The sequence below is a fragment of the Shewanella gelidimarina genome, assembly GCF_023283945.1.
Lineage (GTDB): Bacteria > Pseudomonadota > Gammaproteobacteria > Enterobacterales > Shewanellaceae > Shewanella > Shewanella gelidimarina.
Window position 1 is genome coordinate 1 of record NZ_JAKIKW010000007.1, and the last position, 16056, is coordinate 16056.

Below are 16056 nucleotides of genomic sequence, written 5' to 3' on the forward strand. Positions count from 1 at the left end.
GTACTTGAACCCCGGCGGGAAAGAACATTCCCCAGAACAGTAAAGCCACGGCCTCAACGATATGCTAGAAACAAAAATGCCGCTCACCTTAAGTGAACGGCATTAGAGCTTTCGCTCTCTTTTTATTACATCGTTGCCATGGTCCAGTAATCAAGCCGCTTATCTGGCTGACTAATCACCACTTTACACGACTCTTTATATTTCCCCATCAAAGGACCTAAGCTCTTTGAGTTAGGCATTGATGCTTTATGTTGCTCTGTAGCTGCAATAACAGCCTGATTAACATACTCTGTGCTTTGATATTTATTCGCGATTTCAACCGCTTGTTCGCCAGAGAGTTTTAATCTATCACCTACTGCTTGCATTTGTGGTGCATTCATAGCTGCTATCGCATTCGACGCTATCTGATAATATGCAGCACATTCAGTTAACTCTTTAGTCAATGCGTCTTCAGCATCGCCCGCAACAGCATTAAAAGACAATAAACCGACGGCTATTGCTAGCGTACTTGCGTAAGTGGTACCAGACATGAAAATAATCCCTTTTTATATTCGTTCGATTTAACTACTTCTACTTTAGCTTTCATTTAATATCAAGCGTAACATCAAAAAAGATGCAAAGACGCTAACAATTAGAACGAGTTAAAAACCATCGATTGATGTATTCGCTTTTATGAGATTGTCACATTGAGTTTGTTACGCAGAGCGGTTTTTACCTCACCCCATTCAGAGTCGATAATCGAGTAAACGACGGTATCTCTTATAGTGCCATTCTCTAAAATTTGATGGTTGCGCAAAATACCATCTTGATTCGCCCCTAAACGACAAATCGCCTGCCGTGACACTTCATTCTGAATATGAGTTCGAAACTCTACCGCGATAACATCTAATGTTTCAAAGGCATAGGCTAATAGCAGTAACTTACACTCAGTATTGACTGCAGTGCGTTGCACACTTTTAGCATACCAAGTGTGGCCGATTTCAAGACGACGATGATTTTGCTGCCAATGACAGATCCGTGTGCAACCGACAATAGCTCCAGAGTGACGATCTCGAACCGCAAATGCCAGTGTTTCCCCTTTTTCTTCCGCTAAAAGAGCTTGGCTAATATAATCATTCACATCGTCGGGATGCGGGACTTTGGTAAACCACAGCTGCCAGAGCTCACCATCACAAACTGCAATACTCAATGCTGGAGCATGCGCTAACGTTAAAGGTTCTAAAACAACGTGTTCACCCACCAGCGCATTGTCTTTCACTTGTTGTGCGTTCAACTCAATCTCCTTTTAAATTGTAGTCACTAGGGGTTGCTCATCCACTATAAATATCGAGCGAAGCCCATCCCCTCTTTCACCGGCTTAGTTGTTGCTTTCAGTGCTGGTGTCCCAATATAAAGGAAGCCAACAATCTGATCCGTCTGTTCAAGATCAAGTAATTGATGCACATTTTTATCAAAGGCTAAGGCACCAGTTCGCCATATCCCGCCCAGGCCCTGTGCAAATACAGCTTGCTGCATTGCCATTGCGGCGCAACCTGCGGCAAGCTGTTGTTCAAATGCTGGAACTTTGGGGTGCTGCTTCACTTTAGCCACCACGGTGATGACCATAGGGGCTCTTAAAGGCATGTTCTTTGTTTTATTGATAACATCTTCTTCTGCACCATTTAATGCTGACGCTTCAGCAAAAACGTTCCCTAGTTTCTCAAGCCCATCACCCGTCGCAATGATAAACTCCCACGGCGTCAAACCACCATGGTCGGGTACACGTGCCGCAGCGTCTAAAATATTCTTAAGCTGGTCATCTGATGGGCCTGGATCGATAAGGCGTGGCGCGGATTGTCTGGTCAATAAAAGGGTTAATGCGTCCAACGGATCATCCTTAATAAATTGAGATTAATAATTGCTTCAGTTGAGAGTATCAAGCTCCCAAAAAAAATCCCACCTATTTGGTGGGATTTAATAAAGTGAGCTCGTTAAGCAATGCCGTTCTTCTTCGCAATGTAATAATCAAGACTGGTATATCGGCCGCCCCCCATAAATACCAGAGCCACCAACATAAAGAGATAAGTTACCGCAAACTCGATGCCGTTATTCAGTACCACAATATTACCTGAACTGGTCAGCCACTCGTAATTCCCGTTCTGTTGTAGTAGTTCTTTAGCGCGTTCAAGTTTTTCTGTCGATGCCAACACCTTGTCGTTTGCTAACCATGAACTCGCATCCGCTATTGCTAACCAGCCGTTATCCCAATGAACCGCAAAAGCGGCAACTAACATGGTAATTGATAATGGGATTGCGATTAAACGAGTCGCTAAACCAAGAATGAGTAAGCCACCACCGACAAATTCTGTGCCTGCTGCCAAGACAACCATCACTTCAGGAAATGGCAAGCCAAGTCCCCAATCAGGATTACCAAACCAAGCTGCCGTGTCACTAAAATGGGAGAGTTTGTTATAACCTGCTTGCATTAATACCGGCGCGAGATAAAGTCGTAACGCCAGCGGTGCAATACCTTCAGCATAGCGAATGGTGTTTAGAAATTTTTGATATAGTTGTCCAAGTAGCATGTCGATCCCTCTTTAATTCCGTTAACCTATTAGACCTTAACAAGTATCATTATCTTTCAGTTGCAACTGATAAAAATCAATCCAGCAACAATAATATCAAGATGCTAGGGTTAAATATCTTCACTGATTTCAGTAAGCTCTCTAATGAGTGTATTCAATTTATTTTCAAAGCGCTGTTTTTGTTTTTGATTTGCTAAACGGTTTAGTTTGATCAGTAGCTCGCCGAATCTTGCCGTGTTGTCATCCAATTTTGTCTGATAGGCTTTTGATTTCAGCGTATCAGGCTGAGTCATTAACAGCTTTAAGCTATGTGACAGCGCTTTTTGGTTTTGCCTATTTTTTAATGCTTGTGAGAATAAACGGATCCAATCATGGCGGTATTCAAGCCACATATCTAACGTATCACCGCGCTTAACATTGTAAGCATGTATTGCTTTTTTTTGCGACGGCAAGAGTTTTCCAAGCCATTTTTCAACCCGTTTGTCTATTCGTTCATCAGCCATTTCAATCAACTGCGGTTGACTCTTGCCAAGATACTTCTCATTTAACTCCTTTTCTTCGACTCTAAGTTCAGCAATCACCTGTTTAACTTGATCATCTGAGAAAGAGCTTATGATTGGGATCAGCGATGGCTCAACAAAATCAAACACTCGAAGCCAATGTGCTTTAGCCGAAACCACATGATCACTCCAAGATTGTGTGCTAAAACGTTGATGATTGATTTCAGCTGCGAGCAGGGCTAACTGATCTTTATAACGGGGCATTTCTTGTGTCCGATGCCATACCAAAAATGCATCTAACGCCAGTTCAAATTGTTTGTCCTGCTGGTCATCTAATGCAACGTACTCTTCGAGTTTCCACTCAATTGCCCAATCCAAAAAGTAATAACCAACTTTGGTGGAGCAGCCAATTAAGCTAATCGATAACAATCCCCATAAAATCAATTTTTTCATATAACCCCCAACCGTTAATATCAACCTAGCATAGAATATGCGCAATCGTATGAACGGTTACAAAGTGTCAATGAAGGGAGTTTACAAGGTCGGGTTGGATATATTGACAGGTTTACGGCGTAAACAGTCTTGAATTATGAACAGCTGGCAATAAGATGCTGGTATTGCTCGGCGCAAATAAGATAGTTACTTGCTTGTTCATCAGAGGATATTGCTTGGCCGTTTTCATCGAATGCTAGAATATTATCAAACGCCATTTGCAGCGCCCAACAGACGGCAAAAACCCAATATAGATCAACGGCTGCAGGTACAGCATTCGATGCGTGTAGATTCAAATTACTTTGCTGTCGCAGATAATTTGCCACCAACCAATGTCGCTGTTTCGACGACAATGAATGACTGGCGATCACTGAGGCGAGATCGCATAATGGATGCGAGCTGCAAGCATATTCAAAGTCGATGCAATGGAGCTTATCTTGCCCGATTAATATGTTAAATGGATTTAAATCACGATGGCTAAACTGGAGATTGACTAAGCACTTATCGAGAGTGTCGAGCATTGAATTAATTGCATCTGTTTGTGTGAGTAAACAATCAAACTGTTGTAACCAAGGCTCAATACTTGGATGATTATTACTGTCTTTATTCAGTAATTGTTGCTTCATTTGGCACAAACGGGCGTGATATATCTGCCATTGTTTATCAACTGCGATGACATTTTCAGGAGTGGGCAACTCTTTTAAACCATTGAGTAATTGCAGTAACAATTGTTCTGCACCCGGCCAATCCTCTTGGGTATGGGTGACTGGGTGAGCCCCATTCGCACTGATAAGCTCACTCCAACTACGGTGGTGCTGTTGGGATAAGAACTCACTCAAATAAAATTGCTTATCGGGGCTGATATAGACCACCTTAGGCGCGAGGTTAGCATCGCTTGCAGAGCGCCAAGCAAGCACTTCACTATCTCGGTCACAGATTTGAGAGCTAGCCCAGCTGTTAAGCCTAAGCACCCACTCAGACTCTACGGCCTTACTCGGGTGTAATCCGCGAACATAATAGTTTTGATTGCTCAAACCTTGCGTTAAAGGGGCTATAACACTTACCCGAGTCAAACCTGACAGGGTCAAATAGCGAGCTAAGTCTTGCTTAAGCGAATCACTCAACTTAAGTCGCTCCTGCCAGTACAGCCATACTGTCACTTGGCTGCTGCGTTTTCATTTTATTGCGCCACATAAAGTAACCAAACACCACCATAACGACATAGAACACAAAGAGCACTGACGTTAACATCAGTCCCTTGCTCACATACAAGTAGATAGACACGGCATCAATAACAAACCAATAGATCCAGTTTTCCAACACTTTTTTAGCCACTAAAAAGGTTGTCATCACTGCAAAACAGGTCGTTGCTGCGTCCAAATAGGGAAATGAGGCTTGGGTTTGTGTTGCCATAAAATAGCCAATAATCAGCGCCAGCAATGTGGTTATCGCAATCAATTTAAGGTGAGTCGACAGTCGCCATGAAACAATTTTAATCCCATCATGGCCATTGCCTCCTTTGCTCCACAGCCAATAACCATAAACGGCCATCGCCATATAATAAACGTTAAGCACCGATTCCATCAGCAATGATACTTTCCAAAACAGCACCGTATAAATTGCAGTACTGGTTAATGCCGCGGGCCAGCACCACACGCTACCTTTCATCGCGAGTATCAAATAGGCTAAAGCCAGCAGCACAGCAACCGCTTCCCAAGCCGTTAGCGCTTGCGCTTCACCGAATGCTGATGTAAAACTGTCGACTAACGATAGCCAGAAATCTGCCATTGACTTAAGTCTCTCTATTAAAAATATATGCTATTAAAAGCCTAAAATAAAAAGCCACAAAGTATCGATAACACTCTGTGGCTAATTGTCACTACGTTAGCTTAGTTATTCACTGTGGCTTAAGTCGAGCTCACCACCGATAAACTTACACACAAACACCGCTTTTCCCCACTTCTCGTGAGCCGCTTCCATCTCGGTGGCTAACATTGCCATCACCTCAGCGTACTCTCCGCACACCTGTGTTGCCATTGCGTTAGTCACACGCTGGATATTGTCATAAGTATCTACTCGACCTATAAACCACTTAATCGGGTCTAAATAATTATCTTGTAGTGGGTAGCAACTAATTTCTGCAGTTAACTTCATTTTTTTGACCTTAGCATTTATCGCTGATAACAATATTAAAGATATTAATCTATTTATTAATGATGCTTTACATAAACTTAACGTTTAAGGTGACCCCTAATTGGCGAGGATCACCATAGCGTACATATTGCTTATCTGCCCAGCCTAAATCAGGCTCATTACCGAAGTAGAAGCCTCGAACGCCGTATTTTTCATCAAATAGATTGCGTCCCCAAAGATAGGCTGACCACATATCAGCTTCGTAACCTAGTTTGGCATTAAATATTTGGTAAGCATCGGATGTCGACTCATTACTATCGGAGTAATAAAAATCACTCTTACCACTGGTATTCACGTTAGCAAACCAACCAGAATCGTTGCGATAAGTGGCACCAACACTAAAGGTAAAGTTAGGTGAATGGGCTAGTTCACGGCCTGAAAGGTCCACCACTGTGCCATATTTATCTTCGTATTCGTAATCACCATAAGCAGTTTCTAACCAACCTAAACTGGTGTAAAGTTTTAGGTTATCGGTTGCATACCAGTTAGCATCAAGCTCTGCACCATAGTTATGAGAACTGCCAGCATTTTCGGTAAAGAGAATGAAATTACCTTCTTCGCCTACCACTGTCGATTGCTGTGATGCCGCAACTTGTTGATCTTGTCTATCCATAAAGAATACTGACAAATTGGTGCTTGCTTGACCCTCGAACCAAACCGACTTTAATCCCACTTCGTAATTATAAAGAATTTCGGTGTCATACTCTTTTTTATCGGCGAGTTCGAGCGGTAATGACATATTAAAGCCACCCGCTTTATAGCCTCTCGCGACACGAATATAAGATTCGTGGTTCTCACTGAGTGCTTTGCTTAACGCAATATGGCCGCCCCACATCGTCTCGCTTGGATCAAAACGGTCTCCATCTGAATCACTATATTCACTGTCTCGACGCTCAACGCGCAGGCCTAGTGATAACGCGTAGTTAGCGCCTAAATCTGAGTCCAACTGACCAAATAACGCATAGTTTTTAGCTTCGTATTCCGCACTTAGCTGACTATAAGTATCCATAGTCTCATTATCTTCTTGTAAATCCATAGCATATACACCCACCAGCCAGTCGGTACTGCCCGCGAAAATACGCCCTGATTCAGTCGAAGATAACCTAAACTCTTGCGTCACGGTCTGTCTGTCGCCTTTCTTATCCCAATTATACTCATATTCACAAGGGCTACCGCCGCAATCTCGACTGTCCCAATAATCAGGGTTAGCCCAGTCGCCGTCATAGTTATGGTGAGTTTCTGACTTTGCAACAGAGGTTAATGACGTCAGTTCAACGTTTTCAGCACCAGTGTAAGTAAACTTTAAAACGCTACCGTTAGTACGCTGTTTATCAACGCCTGGCGCATCCGTTAACGTATCAAAACCGTTGTTATCTAATGTCCAAGCGTCATAACCATTATCGTAGTTTGCATGTAAGTAGGTCAGGTCAATCTCTAGATCTTCAGTCGCGTACCAACGTAATTTTGCGCGACCGGTAAATTCATCACGATTATTAGTATCGCTCTCACCCAGATAAAGATTGTCACGATAACCGTCTTGCTGATGCTGCTGTAACGACACGCGGTAAAGCAAGTTACCAGAGTCGGTTAATGGTCCAGAGCTAAAGCCACTAAAAGTCTGCAAATTATCATCGCCTAGCGAGATCTCTGCACCATTTTCAAATACGTCGGTGGGGTCGTTACTTTTAAGGTAGATAAGGCCTGCTAATGCGTTTGCGCCGTATCGAGTCCCTTGTGGTCCCCTTAGCACTTCGACTTGTTGTAGGTCATACATGCTTGAAGCCATGCCTAAACCCGATAAGTCGATATCATCAACGATAAAGCCAACAGAGGAGTTAGGTGCGCCTTGATACTCTTCTTGTTCACCGACACCACGAATTTGGAAGTATTTAGGCCTTGAGCTACCGCCAGACCAGTTGAAGTTAGCAATTGAATTTAAGATATCTTCAAAGTGCTGGGCACCTTCATCTTCAATTTGCTGTTGATCAATAACGGTGACGCTTGATGGCATTTTGTCTAGCGTTGTACCACGAAAATCAGACGTCACAACCATGACTTCCATTTCATCAACAAGAGTCTTTGAGTCAGTATTGGCAAAAGTAGGCGATGACACTAGCGCTGCCATGACGGCAATCGCAACAGGGGAATAAACGTTTAAATTTAACATAGGACCTCAAATAAAAATTTTGAGATCCGGCAACATAAAGAAGCGATCGGGAAATGAATTGTGGCCCATTCCTACGCCGGTATTAGCCGGATCAGGTTCAAAGGGTTCGTTTTTCAACATCTCAGTTAAAGTCCACAATATCCAACTTATGGTTTATAGACTTTAACACCCCTTGGCGCGGCGGATTATACATCAATTTTACAAGCTGATGACAGACTTCTTAACGTTTACAATCTTTATGCATAAAAAAACGTCATCTTTACTGACGTTTTCATAACAAAATTAATGTCTAATTGTTTACATATTAATTAGAAAAGGCTTTTCTTACATATAGCTCAAAACGAGTTGCGTTAACATTAGGCGCAACCGCTGATACTTGTAGTTGCTGCTTGCCATGCAGTTTTACTGACTTCCAGCTTACGCCTTCATCATCAATCGTCATGCCACTGGTATCAAACCAAGTGAATTTATACTGCAAGCGCAAGTCAGTAGAGACCTGACTAATAATCGTGCCAGTGCCTTGTAAAAAACCACCTTCAGGACGCGCCATTACGCTTTGCACGGTGACTTCTTTACCAAAGCTGTTGTTATCAACACGCATTTCACCTTTAGAACCCACCATTAAGCCTGCAGTGTGTGGTGCACAAGCCGCGACAACCAATGCTGTAAATAAGCCTAAAATCAATTTTTTCATTTTGTTCCCTAGAATAAAATCATTCAGTGTTAATACAAAGATAGCTAAGTTAGTCTATTAAAAAATGGGCTCTTGCCGTCGCAATCAAGTGTTTACGATTAGTCTGCCAACAAGTAATGCTCACGTTAGCGACTCGTCGACCTTGGCGAGTGATCTTACATTCAGCAAAGCTGCCTTTATGGTAGCCAGCTCTGAGGTAATCTATCGAGAAATCAACTACTTTTGGTACTTTGGTTGTCTGCATAAAGACCATTAGCTGCACAATGGCTGACATTTCCATAAAACCCGCGATAACACCACCATGCAGTGCAGGTAGTACTGGGTTACCGATATTATCATCTTTTGCTGGCAGCTTAAAAACCAGCTCATCGCCAAAACGCTCAACACCCATTCCAATAAACTGGGCGTAAGGTACATGTTCAAGCAAGTGACCAAAATCATTTAGTTCCGTTGCTTTTCGTACGATACTTTTGAAATCTAACTTGGTCGCATCTGATTCTGAATGACTCGGGTTAGTCATGACGCGGCTCTCCCATCAGTGCTTGTCTAAACTCTTCGCCAACCATTTCCGGACTAATTCGCATGAACGAGCCTACCGCATTCGCAATGGGATCATCGATTGAGTCTTGGTAAGCAATAGCACGAGTAAAAGCGACGCTGGATGACAATTTATAACACTCTGCAAAACCATAGACTGGCTTAAACGGTTCAGCAGGTTTCATGTAATCAACTCGTAAATCAAGCGTTGGTGAGATCTCCAAAGCGCCAAACTGTTCAAAAATAGAGCACACTACTGCGCAACCACTGGCCGTATCCATCAATGTTGTTATCACTCCACCGTGGATCACACCGGTGTCTGGGTAACCAACAAGTTGAGGATCATAAGGCAGCTCAATGAGCACATGTTTATCACTGCCCTCTAGTACCTTAAGCTTTAATTTTTGGCACTGAGTAAGTTGCCCAACAAATCGACTTGCCATCTCCGTTAACGGGAAAACATCGGCAGTTTTTTTCATCGTTTTTTACTCAACATAGGGCCTAAAGAGTGGCCTCCGACTAGATGCATGTGAATATGAAAAACCTCTTGGCCTGCGTGTTCATTACAGTTCAAGATCAGGCGATAACCATCTTCTGCAATCCCTTCCTCGCGAGCCAGTTTGGCCGCCACAGACATCATTCTTCCCAACGCTTTCTCATCAGAGGCCTTAATATCATTTATTGTCGGGATCAGATGGTTGGGAATGATCAATATATGCGTCGGCGCTTGTGCACTGATATCTCTAAATGCAGTCACTAGCTCATCTTGAAATAAGATATCTGCTGGAATTTCACGTCGAATAATTTTGCTGAATATGGTTTCTTCGGCCATTTTATTGCTCTCATAAGAATAAGTTAAACCTAGTATACTCGAAAAACAGCATCTGGCGATTCGCGTTTTTAAGGGTTAAAAAGTCTATTTGCCATGATTTGAGTGCCGATTGAACAGGTGTATACACAATATGATTGACTTTAGGGCTATATCCATTTTAAATAAATAAAAAATTTACAGGACTCATCATGCTAACCACTAAAGAAACCGCACTGCTTAATGCTGCCGCCGAGCTGATACAAGAAAATGGCATGATCGCGCTCAATATGTCTGACGTTCACAAAAGAGCCGGTTACTCACGCGCCGCTCAATATCAGTCATTCAGTGACAAGAACTCACTACTTGCCGCACTTAGCATGCGTGAACTGGTATTGAATACGTATGCATTAGAAGAACAACGTTACTCAGATCTTAGCGGGAATTTTTCAGTTGTGTTAAGACCTGTTGTGTATCGTTACCTCAAATTATCAGATCGACTTATGATTGACTCAGCTTTTAACAATATGCTTAAAGAAGTGAGAAAGTTACCTGATGAAGAGCAATTTATATTTTGGAAAAGAGGCTTTGAATTTTTAAACAGTGAACGTGAACAAGATAAGTAATACCGATGTTAATCTTAATCAGTTGAGTATGGCCAAATAACACGCCTTGCCGTTGATTTGGCCCTTCGGCAGCACAAGCCGTAGCGCTAAACGACCCGCTTTAAAGAACGCCTCTTGCCAAATGATGTTTCATCATTCAATGCTGTCGCTGTCGACGTTTCTCTTACTTTCAAAAAGACTTGATAACACCCAGAGCAAACATAGCGGCCAAGCAATGTATTCTTGGTTTCATATTCGTTGCAAAAAGTACACAGTCCAAAACCACTCACTTTACCTAAGGCTAATGGCCTTATGTCTACGCCTTTCGCTTGCCGATGATGATCCAGTAAACTTAACGTACTATGGCTCAACCCAACAATTAACAGCTTGAAAATATAGAGCGTTAACGCCAGAAGCAGAGTCACTGCCATCGTCAAAATACTCATTTCAGAACCCTGCGATTTAATAATAAACATCACCCCAGAAAAGCACATCAGCGCAACGATCATCACCAAGGCGTGATCTAAAAATTTTAGATGTCGCTTAAACTCATCAACTTTGTTCATTTAGTTAGCCTAAATCTTTTATTATCCCTACTGTATTTAACCAATTCCTGATTAACTCTGTTCCTTAATCAGGTAAACAACGCCATCTTTTTCATAAACGTTTTTAACTTCATTACCTTCCCCAAGCACCACCACTTTATCGCCTTTATTGGTTACCGCATTACCGGCAGCATCTAGCACAATAGCTAAGCCTAATGCTGAAAGCAGTGGCGTATGATAAGCATGGTAATGGAGATGACTTCTAGGAATGACAACCACTTTTGCACGTTTATAGGGCTTGTAGGGCTTATTAACTTTCTGGCATTTCACTCCACCCGCCCTTTCACAACCGACAGTGGCCGCTTCAGCAGAAAACATTACCGATAGAATAGTAATAGCCAACATCATAACTTTAATCATATTCATCTCTTTCAATCTCATCGTTTAATCACGAGAGTGATAATATCAGATGAATACACAAGTGTATAGCGATGGGTTTACTTATGATGATCGTAACAAAAAAGGCACTTAAGTTGAGCGCCTAACAATATCAGTAAAGCCAATGAGAGCTTAATCCCATTGAAGAGGCTTATTGAATGACTTCATGGGTATTCATTTGTGCCCAAGCGATTGCTTGGCCACGGCTAGAAACTCCAATTTTTCTAAAAGCGCGATATAAATGGGTTTTAATCGTACTTTCACTAACAAACAGTTGATTTGCAATATCAATGTTGGTACTCCCAGAACGCAGGACCTGCAGTACTTCACGTTCTCGGATAGTCAGAGCGTCTGACTCTTCATCAGTACTGACGTTATGAACATCTTGCTGATTAAAATCGTCTGGGATAGAAGTTAGCCCCTGAACTATTTTGGCCATGCCTAAACCAATAGTGTCTAATGAGGCGCCCGAATAGAATAGTCCCGCTGTAATATTACTTTGCACTAAGAATTTGGCATCTACCTGTTGAGGATAATGCAGGAACACAACCCGAGCCCCACTCCTCTCCTTCTCTAACCTTCGTTGAATTTGATAGGCTTTTGGGATATCGACACTAGAGAGATCAATAATGACCAAGCTTACTCTGTTCTCAGTAAAATTATCGATCACATTATCTGGAATAACATTATGAATTTTAACTAAAAATTGTTGAGGCCATCGAGTATTGAGCAGATCGACTAATATTTGTGATCGGGTTACAATAACCCAGTGCATAACTTTAAACATTTAACTCTCCATGTTTATATGGTGATCATCCTTGTATGTATAAGTGTAATACAAAATTCAAATAATGAACTAACGAAAGAAATTCAACATTGAAAAACCTTAATCTTCATCCTACTCACACTTTTTTTACTATCGAAAATACAGATTACACACCTCGATAATCTGTTAATAAAAGACTCCCATCGTTGTTATAGCCGCCTCTTCCTTTGGGACGTCAATTCATTCAACCCTATAGCAAACTGATGTTAACGACAACTGCATGTGACTCACCTTAAAACAGCGCAAGTAATACGGCCAACAACCCAAAAAACACCGTCAAACATTGCCAAAAAAGCAGTGGCTGACGATCAATCAATGGCGATTTCATGGCTGATTGCTGCCAATGCGTTACCGGTTGAGTCATCTCAAACAACCATTCACTACTGTCAGCTTGGCGCTGCTCTGGCGCAACACTAAGCGCCTTTTTAAGGGCTTTATCCATCCAGATTGGCACCAGCGGGTTAATGTCATAACTGGAGGTATACTTAAGCCGCAAAAAATCCTGTTTCGTTTTACAGTGCGACTGCTTGCCATCGAAGGGTAATCGACCCGTTAACATCTCAAACGCGATGACCGCAATAGAATAAAGATCGGCTTTTTGATTAACTTGATAACCCAGTATGCTCTCTGGGGCAGAATAATCTGCAGTACCCAATATTCGGTCTCGTGGTAAGGGGCTGCTGATCTCAGCAATACCTTTAATAAAACAGGCGCCAAAATCGATGATCTTCAGCCGCCCCTCATTGGTCAACATTAGATTGTCAGGCTTAAGGTCTTGGTGCAGCGTTTCTTTACGATGAAACGCTCGTATCCCCGTCTCTAGCTGTTTTAACAGCTCTAATACCGTTTGAACTTCGGGTGTTGGATTGTGTTTGATCCATTGACTCAACGAATGACCGGCAAGGTACTCGGTTAAATAGTAGAGTGCCGACTTCGCTCTATTTCGATCGATTATCGACACCACATAAGGACTATTAATACGTTTGCCAATCCAGCTTTCAAGCAAAAATCGTTCTATGTACGCCGCATCATCTAAATAGTTAATAGACGGTGTTTTCATGCACATCAAACTCCCTAGCTCATTTTTAACTAAATAGACTTGGCTTCTCTGGCTTTGGTGCAACACCTCAACCACCTTGTAACCATCCAATGTCATGCCAATACTCAGCGGCGGTGGAAATGGCAGTTTAGATAGACTTCGATAAACCTCATCAATGTTTTTATCCGGTAAGGCCTCGATATACAGTAGCTGGCAACTCGCATTGTCCTGAGAGCGGCAATTAAACGCGTTATCAACCATCGCCATACAGAACTGATCGCACTCTTCATCGGTAAATCCAGCACTTGTCTCTGCATCACAGCGACCTTGAGAAAACTGCTGCAGTCTTGCCTCAATTTCGATGTCGGTAATGACATCATGCACACCATCGGTGGTGAGTAAATACAGATCGCCCTTGGCTATCGCTAGCATTCGGTAATCCACGTCAACGTTGACATCTAACCCCATGGCTCGAGCCAGATACTGCTGGTTTTTCCCTACAAGGCTGGTGTGATCATGGCTAAGTTTATCGAGCGTACCATCGCGGTAACGGTAAACTCTTGAGTCCCCAACATGAAACAGATGTAGATGGCAGGATTTAAAGACTAATGCGCTAAAGGTACATACGTAGCCCCGCCTTGCATCGCGGTAATCTTGCCCTAATCCGTAAAGCCATCGATTCAGTGCCGTTAATACTTGGGTACTGGACTTTTCTACCGACCAAAGATCAGGAGTCGAGTAGTAATCCGCGAGGAAATTACTCACACTAATGGCGGAGGCGGCAGCGCCACTTTCGGCCGTACTCACGCCGTCACTTATTGCAGCAACCGCCCCCTTAGTTGTGAGCATCAGTCCACTTGGAATACGGATCCCAATAGCATCCTCGTTTGTGGCTTTAATGCCCTTATCAGAATACTGACCCGCCGCTATCATTAAGCCATTAGCAGACTTTAATGAGGCTATAGCATTGCTATCTTTTGAAGAGTTCATCCATTTTATCCAAGGTCTACCTAGGGGCTGTTGATCTTTCGAGCATCGTTTTTGTTCGACTCTTACCCGTAAAGAAAAATGGGGTTAGTACGAGGCTTGCGCGAAAGCTCGTAACGCACTCTAGTCGTAGAAACCAAAAGTATTGAAATGAACCCGAAGGGCCGCGCTTCTTAGCTAATTGACGCTAATCAAGGTCACTTCACCTTTCTCATTCACTTCAGCGATATGGCCCTTGGGCTCGGTCATCAAGAACAATGTAAAAAAGCCAAATAGCGCACTAGTCGCAATAATGTAGAAAAATGTTTGCGTTGATACCATTGAATAAGCAGTTAAAAAGAACACCGCGCCCACATTGCCATATGCTCCGGTCATACCGGCTATCTGGCCCGTCAAACGGCGCTTAATCAGTGGCACAGCCGCGAATACAGCGCCTTCGCCAGCTTGAACAAAAAACGAGCAAGCCATCACCATCACGATGGCTAAAGGCAATGCCCAGCTGCCATCAATTTGCGCAACCCCTAAATAGCCTATGGCGAGCCCTGCCGTTAAAATCAATAACGTTGATTTACGGCCAAAACGATCACTTAACCAGCCACCTCCAGGACGAGACATTAAGTTCATAAAGGCATACGAAGACGCCACCATTCCCGCTTGTGCAAAACCAAGTTCAAATGTCTCAGCAAAGAAAAGCGGCAACATAGAAATAACTGCCAGTTCAGAGCCAAATGTTGAAAAGTACAATACATTGAGCACTGCCACTTGCTTAAATTCATAGCGCTCGAACTCTGGAATAGTGCCAGTAAATACTGGTTTGTTGACTTGATAAGTCTGATATACGTCAATGATAAAGATGGCGATAAGTAGCGCATAAATGCCATTGGTGACTTGTTGGCTAAACATCACCACGCCGGTGGGTGATAACTTCCAAGTCAGCAATGCTAACGTGGCATACATGGGCACTTTCATGATCAGTAGCAACACAAAATCGCCCTTACTGGTGACTTCCAGTGCCCCCGCCTTTTTCGGTTTAAAATAGGTTGAGCCTTTAGGAGTATCTGTCACATTAAAGTAGTAGATAAATGCAAAACCTAAACTCATCAAACCGGTGAGACCAATGGCATAACGCCATCCATCTGGCCCCCCAAATGCTAACGCAATCGTCGGCAACGTAAAGGCTGCTGCCGCTGAACCAAAGTTTCCCCAACCACCATAGATCCCCTCTGCAGTGCCTAACTCTTTCGCAGGGAACCATTCACTGACCATGCGAATACCGACAACAAAACCTGCGCCAATAAACCCAAGGAGGAAACGGGCTAATGCCAATTGCTCGAAAGTCGTCCCCAAGGCAAACATAAAGCAAGGGATAGAGCAAAAGCCAAGTAGTAAGGAGTAAACCAATCTGGGTCCATACTTATCGGTCACCATACCAATCAATACGCGCGCCGGGATCGTTAAGGCGACATTGAGAATAAGCAGGGTTTTTATTTGCGCTGTCGTCAGCCCAATACTCTCAGCAATCACCCCCAGCAGAGGCGCCGCATTAAACCAAACCATAAAGGTAATGAAAAATGCCATCCAGCTTAGGTGCATCATTTTCATTTTTCCTGAAAATGAAAACAGCTTAAATGTTGACTGACTTACATTGTTATAACTCATAC

General features: G+C 42.9%; 19 protein-coding genes and 1 riboswitch. Of the genes, 1 reads left to right on the top strand and 18 read right to left on the bottom strand.

The genetic code is table 11. The features are described from left to right. Nucleotides 1-125: 125 nt before the first annotated feature. From L2729_RS07970 to hinT, 13 genes are all read right to left on the bottom strand, one after another. Nucleotides 126-530, bottom strand: a complete 405-nt coding sequence (locus L2729_RS07970) for a hypothetical protein (protein ID WP_101091096.1) — start codon at nt 528-530, stop codon at nt 126-128. Nucleotides 531-670: 140 nt separating this feature from the next. Then, on the bottom strand, nt 671-1273 hold the full coding sequence (locus L2729_RS07975) for a GNAT family N-acetyltransferase (RefSeq protein WP_248987799.1): 603 nt from the start codon (nt 1271-1273) through the stop codon (nt 671-673). A 44-nt stretch (nt 1274-1317) separates the two neighbouring features. Further along, complete coding sequence (locus L2729_RS07980; RefSeq protein ID WP_248987800.1) at nt 1318-1866, bottom strand: NAD(P)H nitroreductase; 549 nt, start codon at nt 1864-1866, stop codon at nt 1318-1320. A gap of 104 nt (nt 1867-1970) precedes the next feature. Continuing rightward, nucleotides 1971-2564 carry an HvfX family Cu-binding RiPP maturation protein gene (locus tag L2729_RS07985; protein ID WP_248987801.1) on the bottom strand — a complete coding sequence of 198 codons (594 nt, stop codon included), beginning with the start codon at nt 2562-2564 and terminating at the stop codon, nt 1971-1973. A 110-nt stretch (nt 2565-2674) separates the two neighbouring features. Continuing rightward, the gene (locus L2729_RS07990) at nt 2675-3517 is read right to left on the bottom strand and encodes a DUF6279 family lipoprotein (RefSeq protein ID WP_248987802.1); all 843 of its coding nucleotides are present in this window, start codon (nt 3515-3517) and stop codon (nt 2675-2677) included. Nucleotides 3518-3651: 134 nt separating this feature from the next. After that, on the bottom strand, nt 3652-4680 hold the full coding sequence (locus L2729_RS07995) for a phosphotransferase (RefSeq protein ID WP_248987803.1): 1029 nt from the start codon (nt 4678-4680) through the stop codon (nt 3652-3654). A gap of 1 nt (nt 4681) precedes the next feature. After that, the gene (pnuC, locus tag L2729_RS08000; protein ID WP_248987804.1) at nt 4682-5344 is read right to left on the bottom strand and encodes a nicotinamide riboside transporter PnuC; all 663 of its coding nucleotides are present in this window, start codon (nt 5342-5344) and stop codon (nt 4682-4684) included. A 105-nt stretch (nt 5345-5449) separates the two neighbouring features. Then, the gene (locus L2729_RS08005; protein ID WP_248987805.1) at nt 5450-5710 is read right to left on the bottom strand and encodes a hypothetical protein; all 261 of its coding nucleotides are present in this window, start codon (nt 5708-5710) and stop codon (nt 5450-5452) included. A 67-nt stretch (nt 5711-5777) separates the two neighbouring features. Beyond that, the gene (locus L2729_RS08010; RefSeq protein ID WP_248987806.1) at nt 5778-7916 is read right to left on the bottom strand and encodes a TonB-dependent receptor; all 2139 of its coding nucleotides are present in this window, start codon (nt 7914-7916) and stop codon (nt 5778-5780) included. Between the two features lie 51 nt (nt 7917-7967). Next, nucleotides 7968-8099, bottom strand: a riboswitch (TPP riboswitch). 121 nt (nt 8100-8220) lie between these two features. Continuing rightward, nucleotides 8221-8610 carry a YcfL family putative periplasmic lipoprotein gene (locus L2729_RS08015; RefSeq protein WP_248987807.1) on the bottom strand — a complete coding sequence of 130 codons (390 nt, stop codon included), beginning with the start codon at nt 8608-8610 and terminating at the stop codon, nt 8221-8223. Between the two features lie 49 nt (nt 8611-8659). Continuing rightward, entirely contained in the window at nt 8660-9130 is a 471-nt protein-coding gene (locus tag L2729_RS08020) for a PaaI family thioesterase (protein WP_101091107.1), read from the bottom strand. Beyond that, nucleotides 9123-9626 (bottom strand): PaaI family thioesterase, encoded by a 504-nt coding sequence (locus L2729_RS08025; protein ID WP_248987808.1) that lies wholly within the window; start codon nt 9624-9626, stop codon nt 9123-9125. The genes L2729_RS08020 and L2729_RS08025 overlap by 8 nt, the downstream gene beginning before the upstream one ends. Beyond that, a complete protein-coding gene (gene hinT / locus L2729_RS08030) occupies nt 9623-9979 on the bottom strand; it encodes a purine nucleoside phosphoramidase (protein WP_248987809.1) in 357 nt (118 codons plus the stop codon). Before hinT ends, L2729_RS08025 begins: the two co-directional genes overlap by 4 nt. Nucleotides 9980-10167: 188 nt before the next feature. Here hinT and L2729_RS08035 point away from each other — a divergent pair, with 188 nt between their 5' ends. Continuing rightward, entirely contained in the window at nt 10168-10581 is a 414-nt protein-coding gene (locus L2729_RS08035) for a helix-turn-helix domain-containing protein (RefSeq protein WP_248987810.1), read from the top strand. 86 nt (nt 10582-10667) lie between these two features. Here the strand turns inward: L2729_RS08035 and L2729_RS08040 are convergent, their stop codons facing one another. The 5 genes from L2729_RS08040 to L2729_RS08060 form a co-directional block, all read right to left on the bottom strand. Further along, the gene (locus L2729_RS08040; RefSeq protein ID WP_248987811.1) at nt 10668-11126 is read right to left on the bottom strand and encodes a hypothetical protein; all 459 of its coding nucleotides are present in this window, start codon (nt 11124-11126) and stop codon (nt 10668-10670) included. A 51-nt stretch (nt 11127-11177) separates the two neighbouring features. Next, nucleotides 11178-11525, bottom strand: coding sequence for a hypothetical protein (locus tag L2729_RS08045; protein ID WP_248987812.1), 348 nt, complete (start codon nt 11523-11525; stop codon nt 11178-11180). A 169-nt stretch (nt 11526-11694) separates the two neighbouring features. Then, on the bottom strand, nt 11695-12330 hold the full coding sequence (locus tag L2729_RS08050) for a response regulator transcription factor (RefSeq protein ID WP_248987813.1): 636 nt from the start codon (nt 12328-12330) through the stop codon (nt 11695-11697). A gap of 271 nt (nt 12331-12601) precedes the next feature. Further along, entirely contained in the window at nt 12602-14398 is a 1797-nt protein-coding gene (locus L2729_RS08055; RefSeq protein WP_248987814.1) for a bifunctional protein-serine/threonine kinase/phosphatase, read from the bottom strand. Between the two features lie 174 nt (nt 14399-14572). After that, nucleotides 14573-16054 carry a NarK family nitrate/nitrite MFS transporter gene (locus L2729_RS08060; RefSeq protein WP_248987815.1) on the bottom strand — a complete coding sequence of 494 codons (1482 nt, stop codon included), beginning with the start codon at nt 16052-16054 and terminating at the stop codon, nt 14573-14575. Nucleotides 16055-16056: the final 2 nt, after the last annotated feature.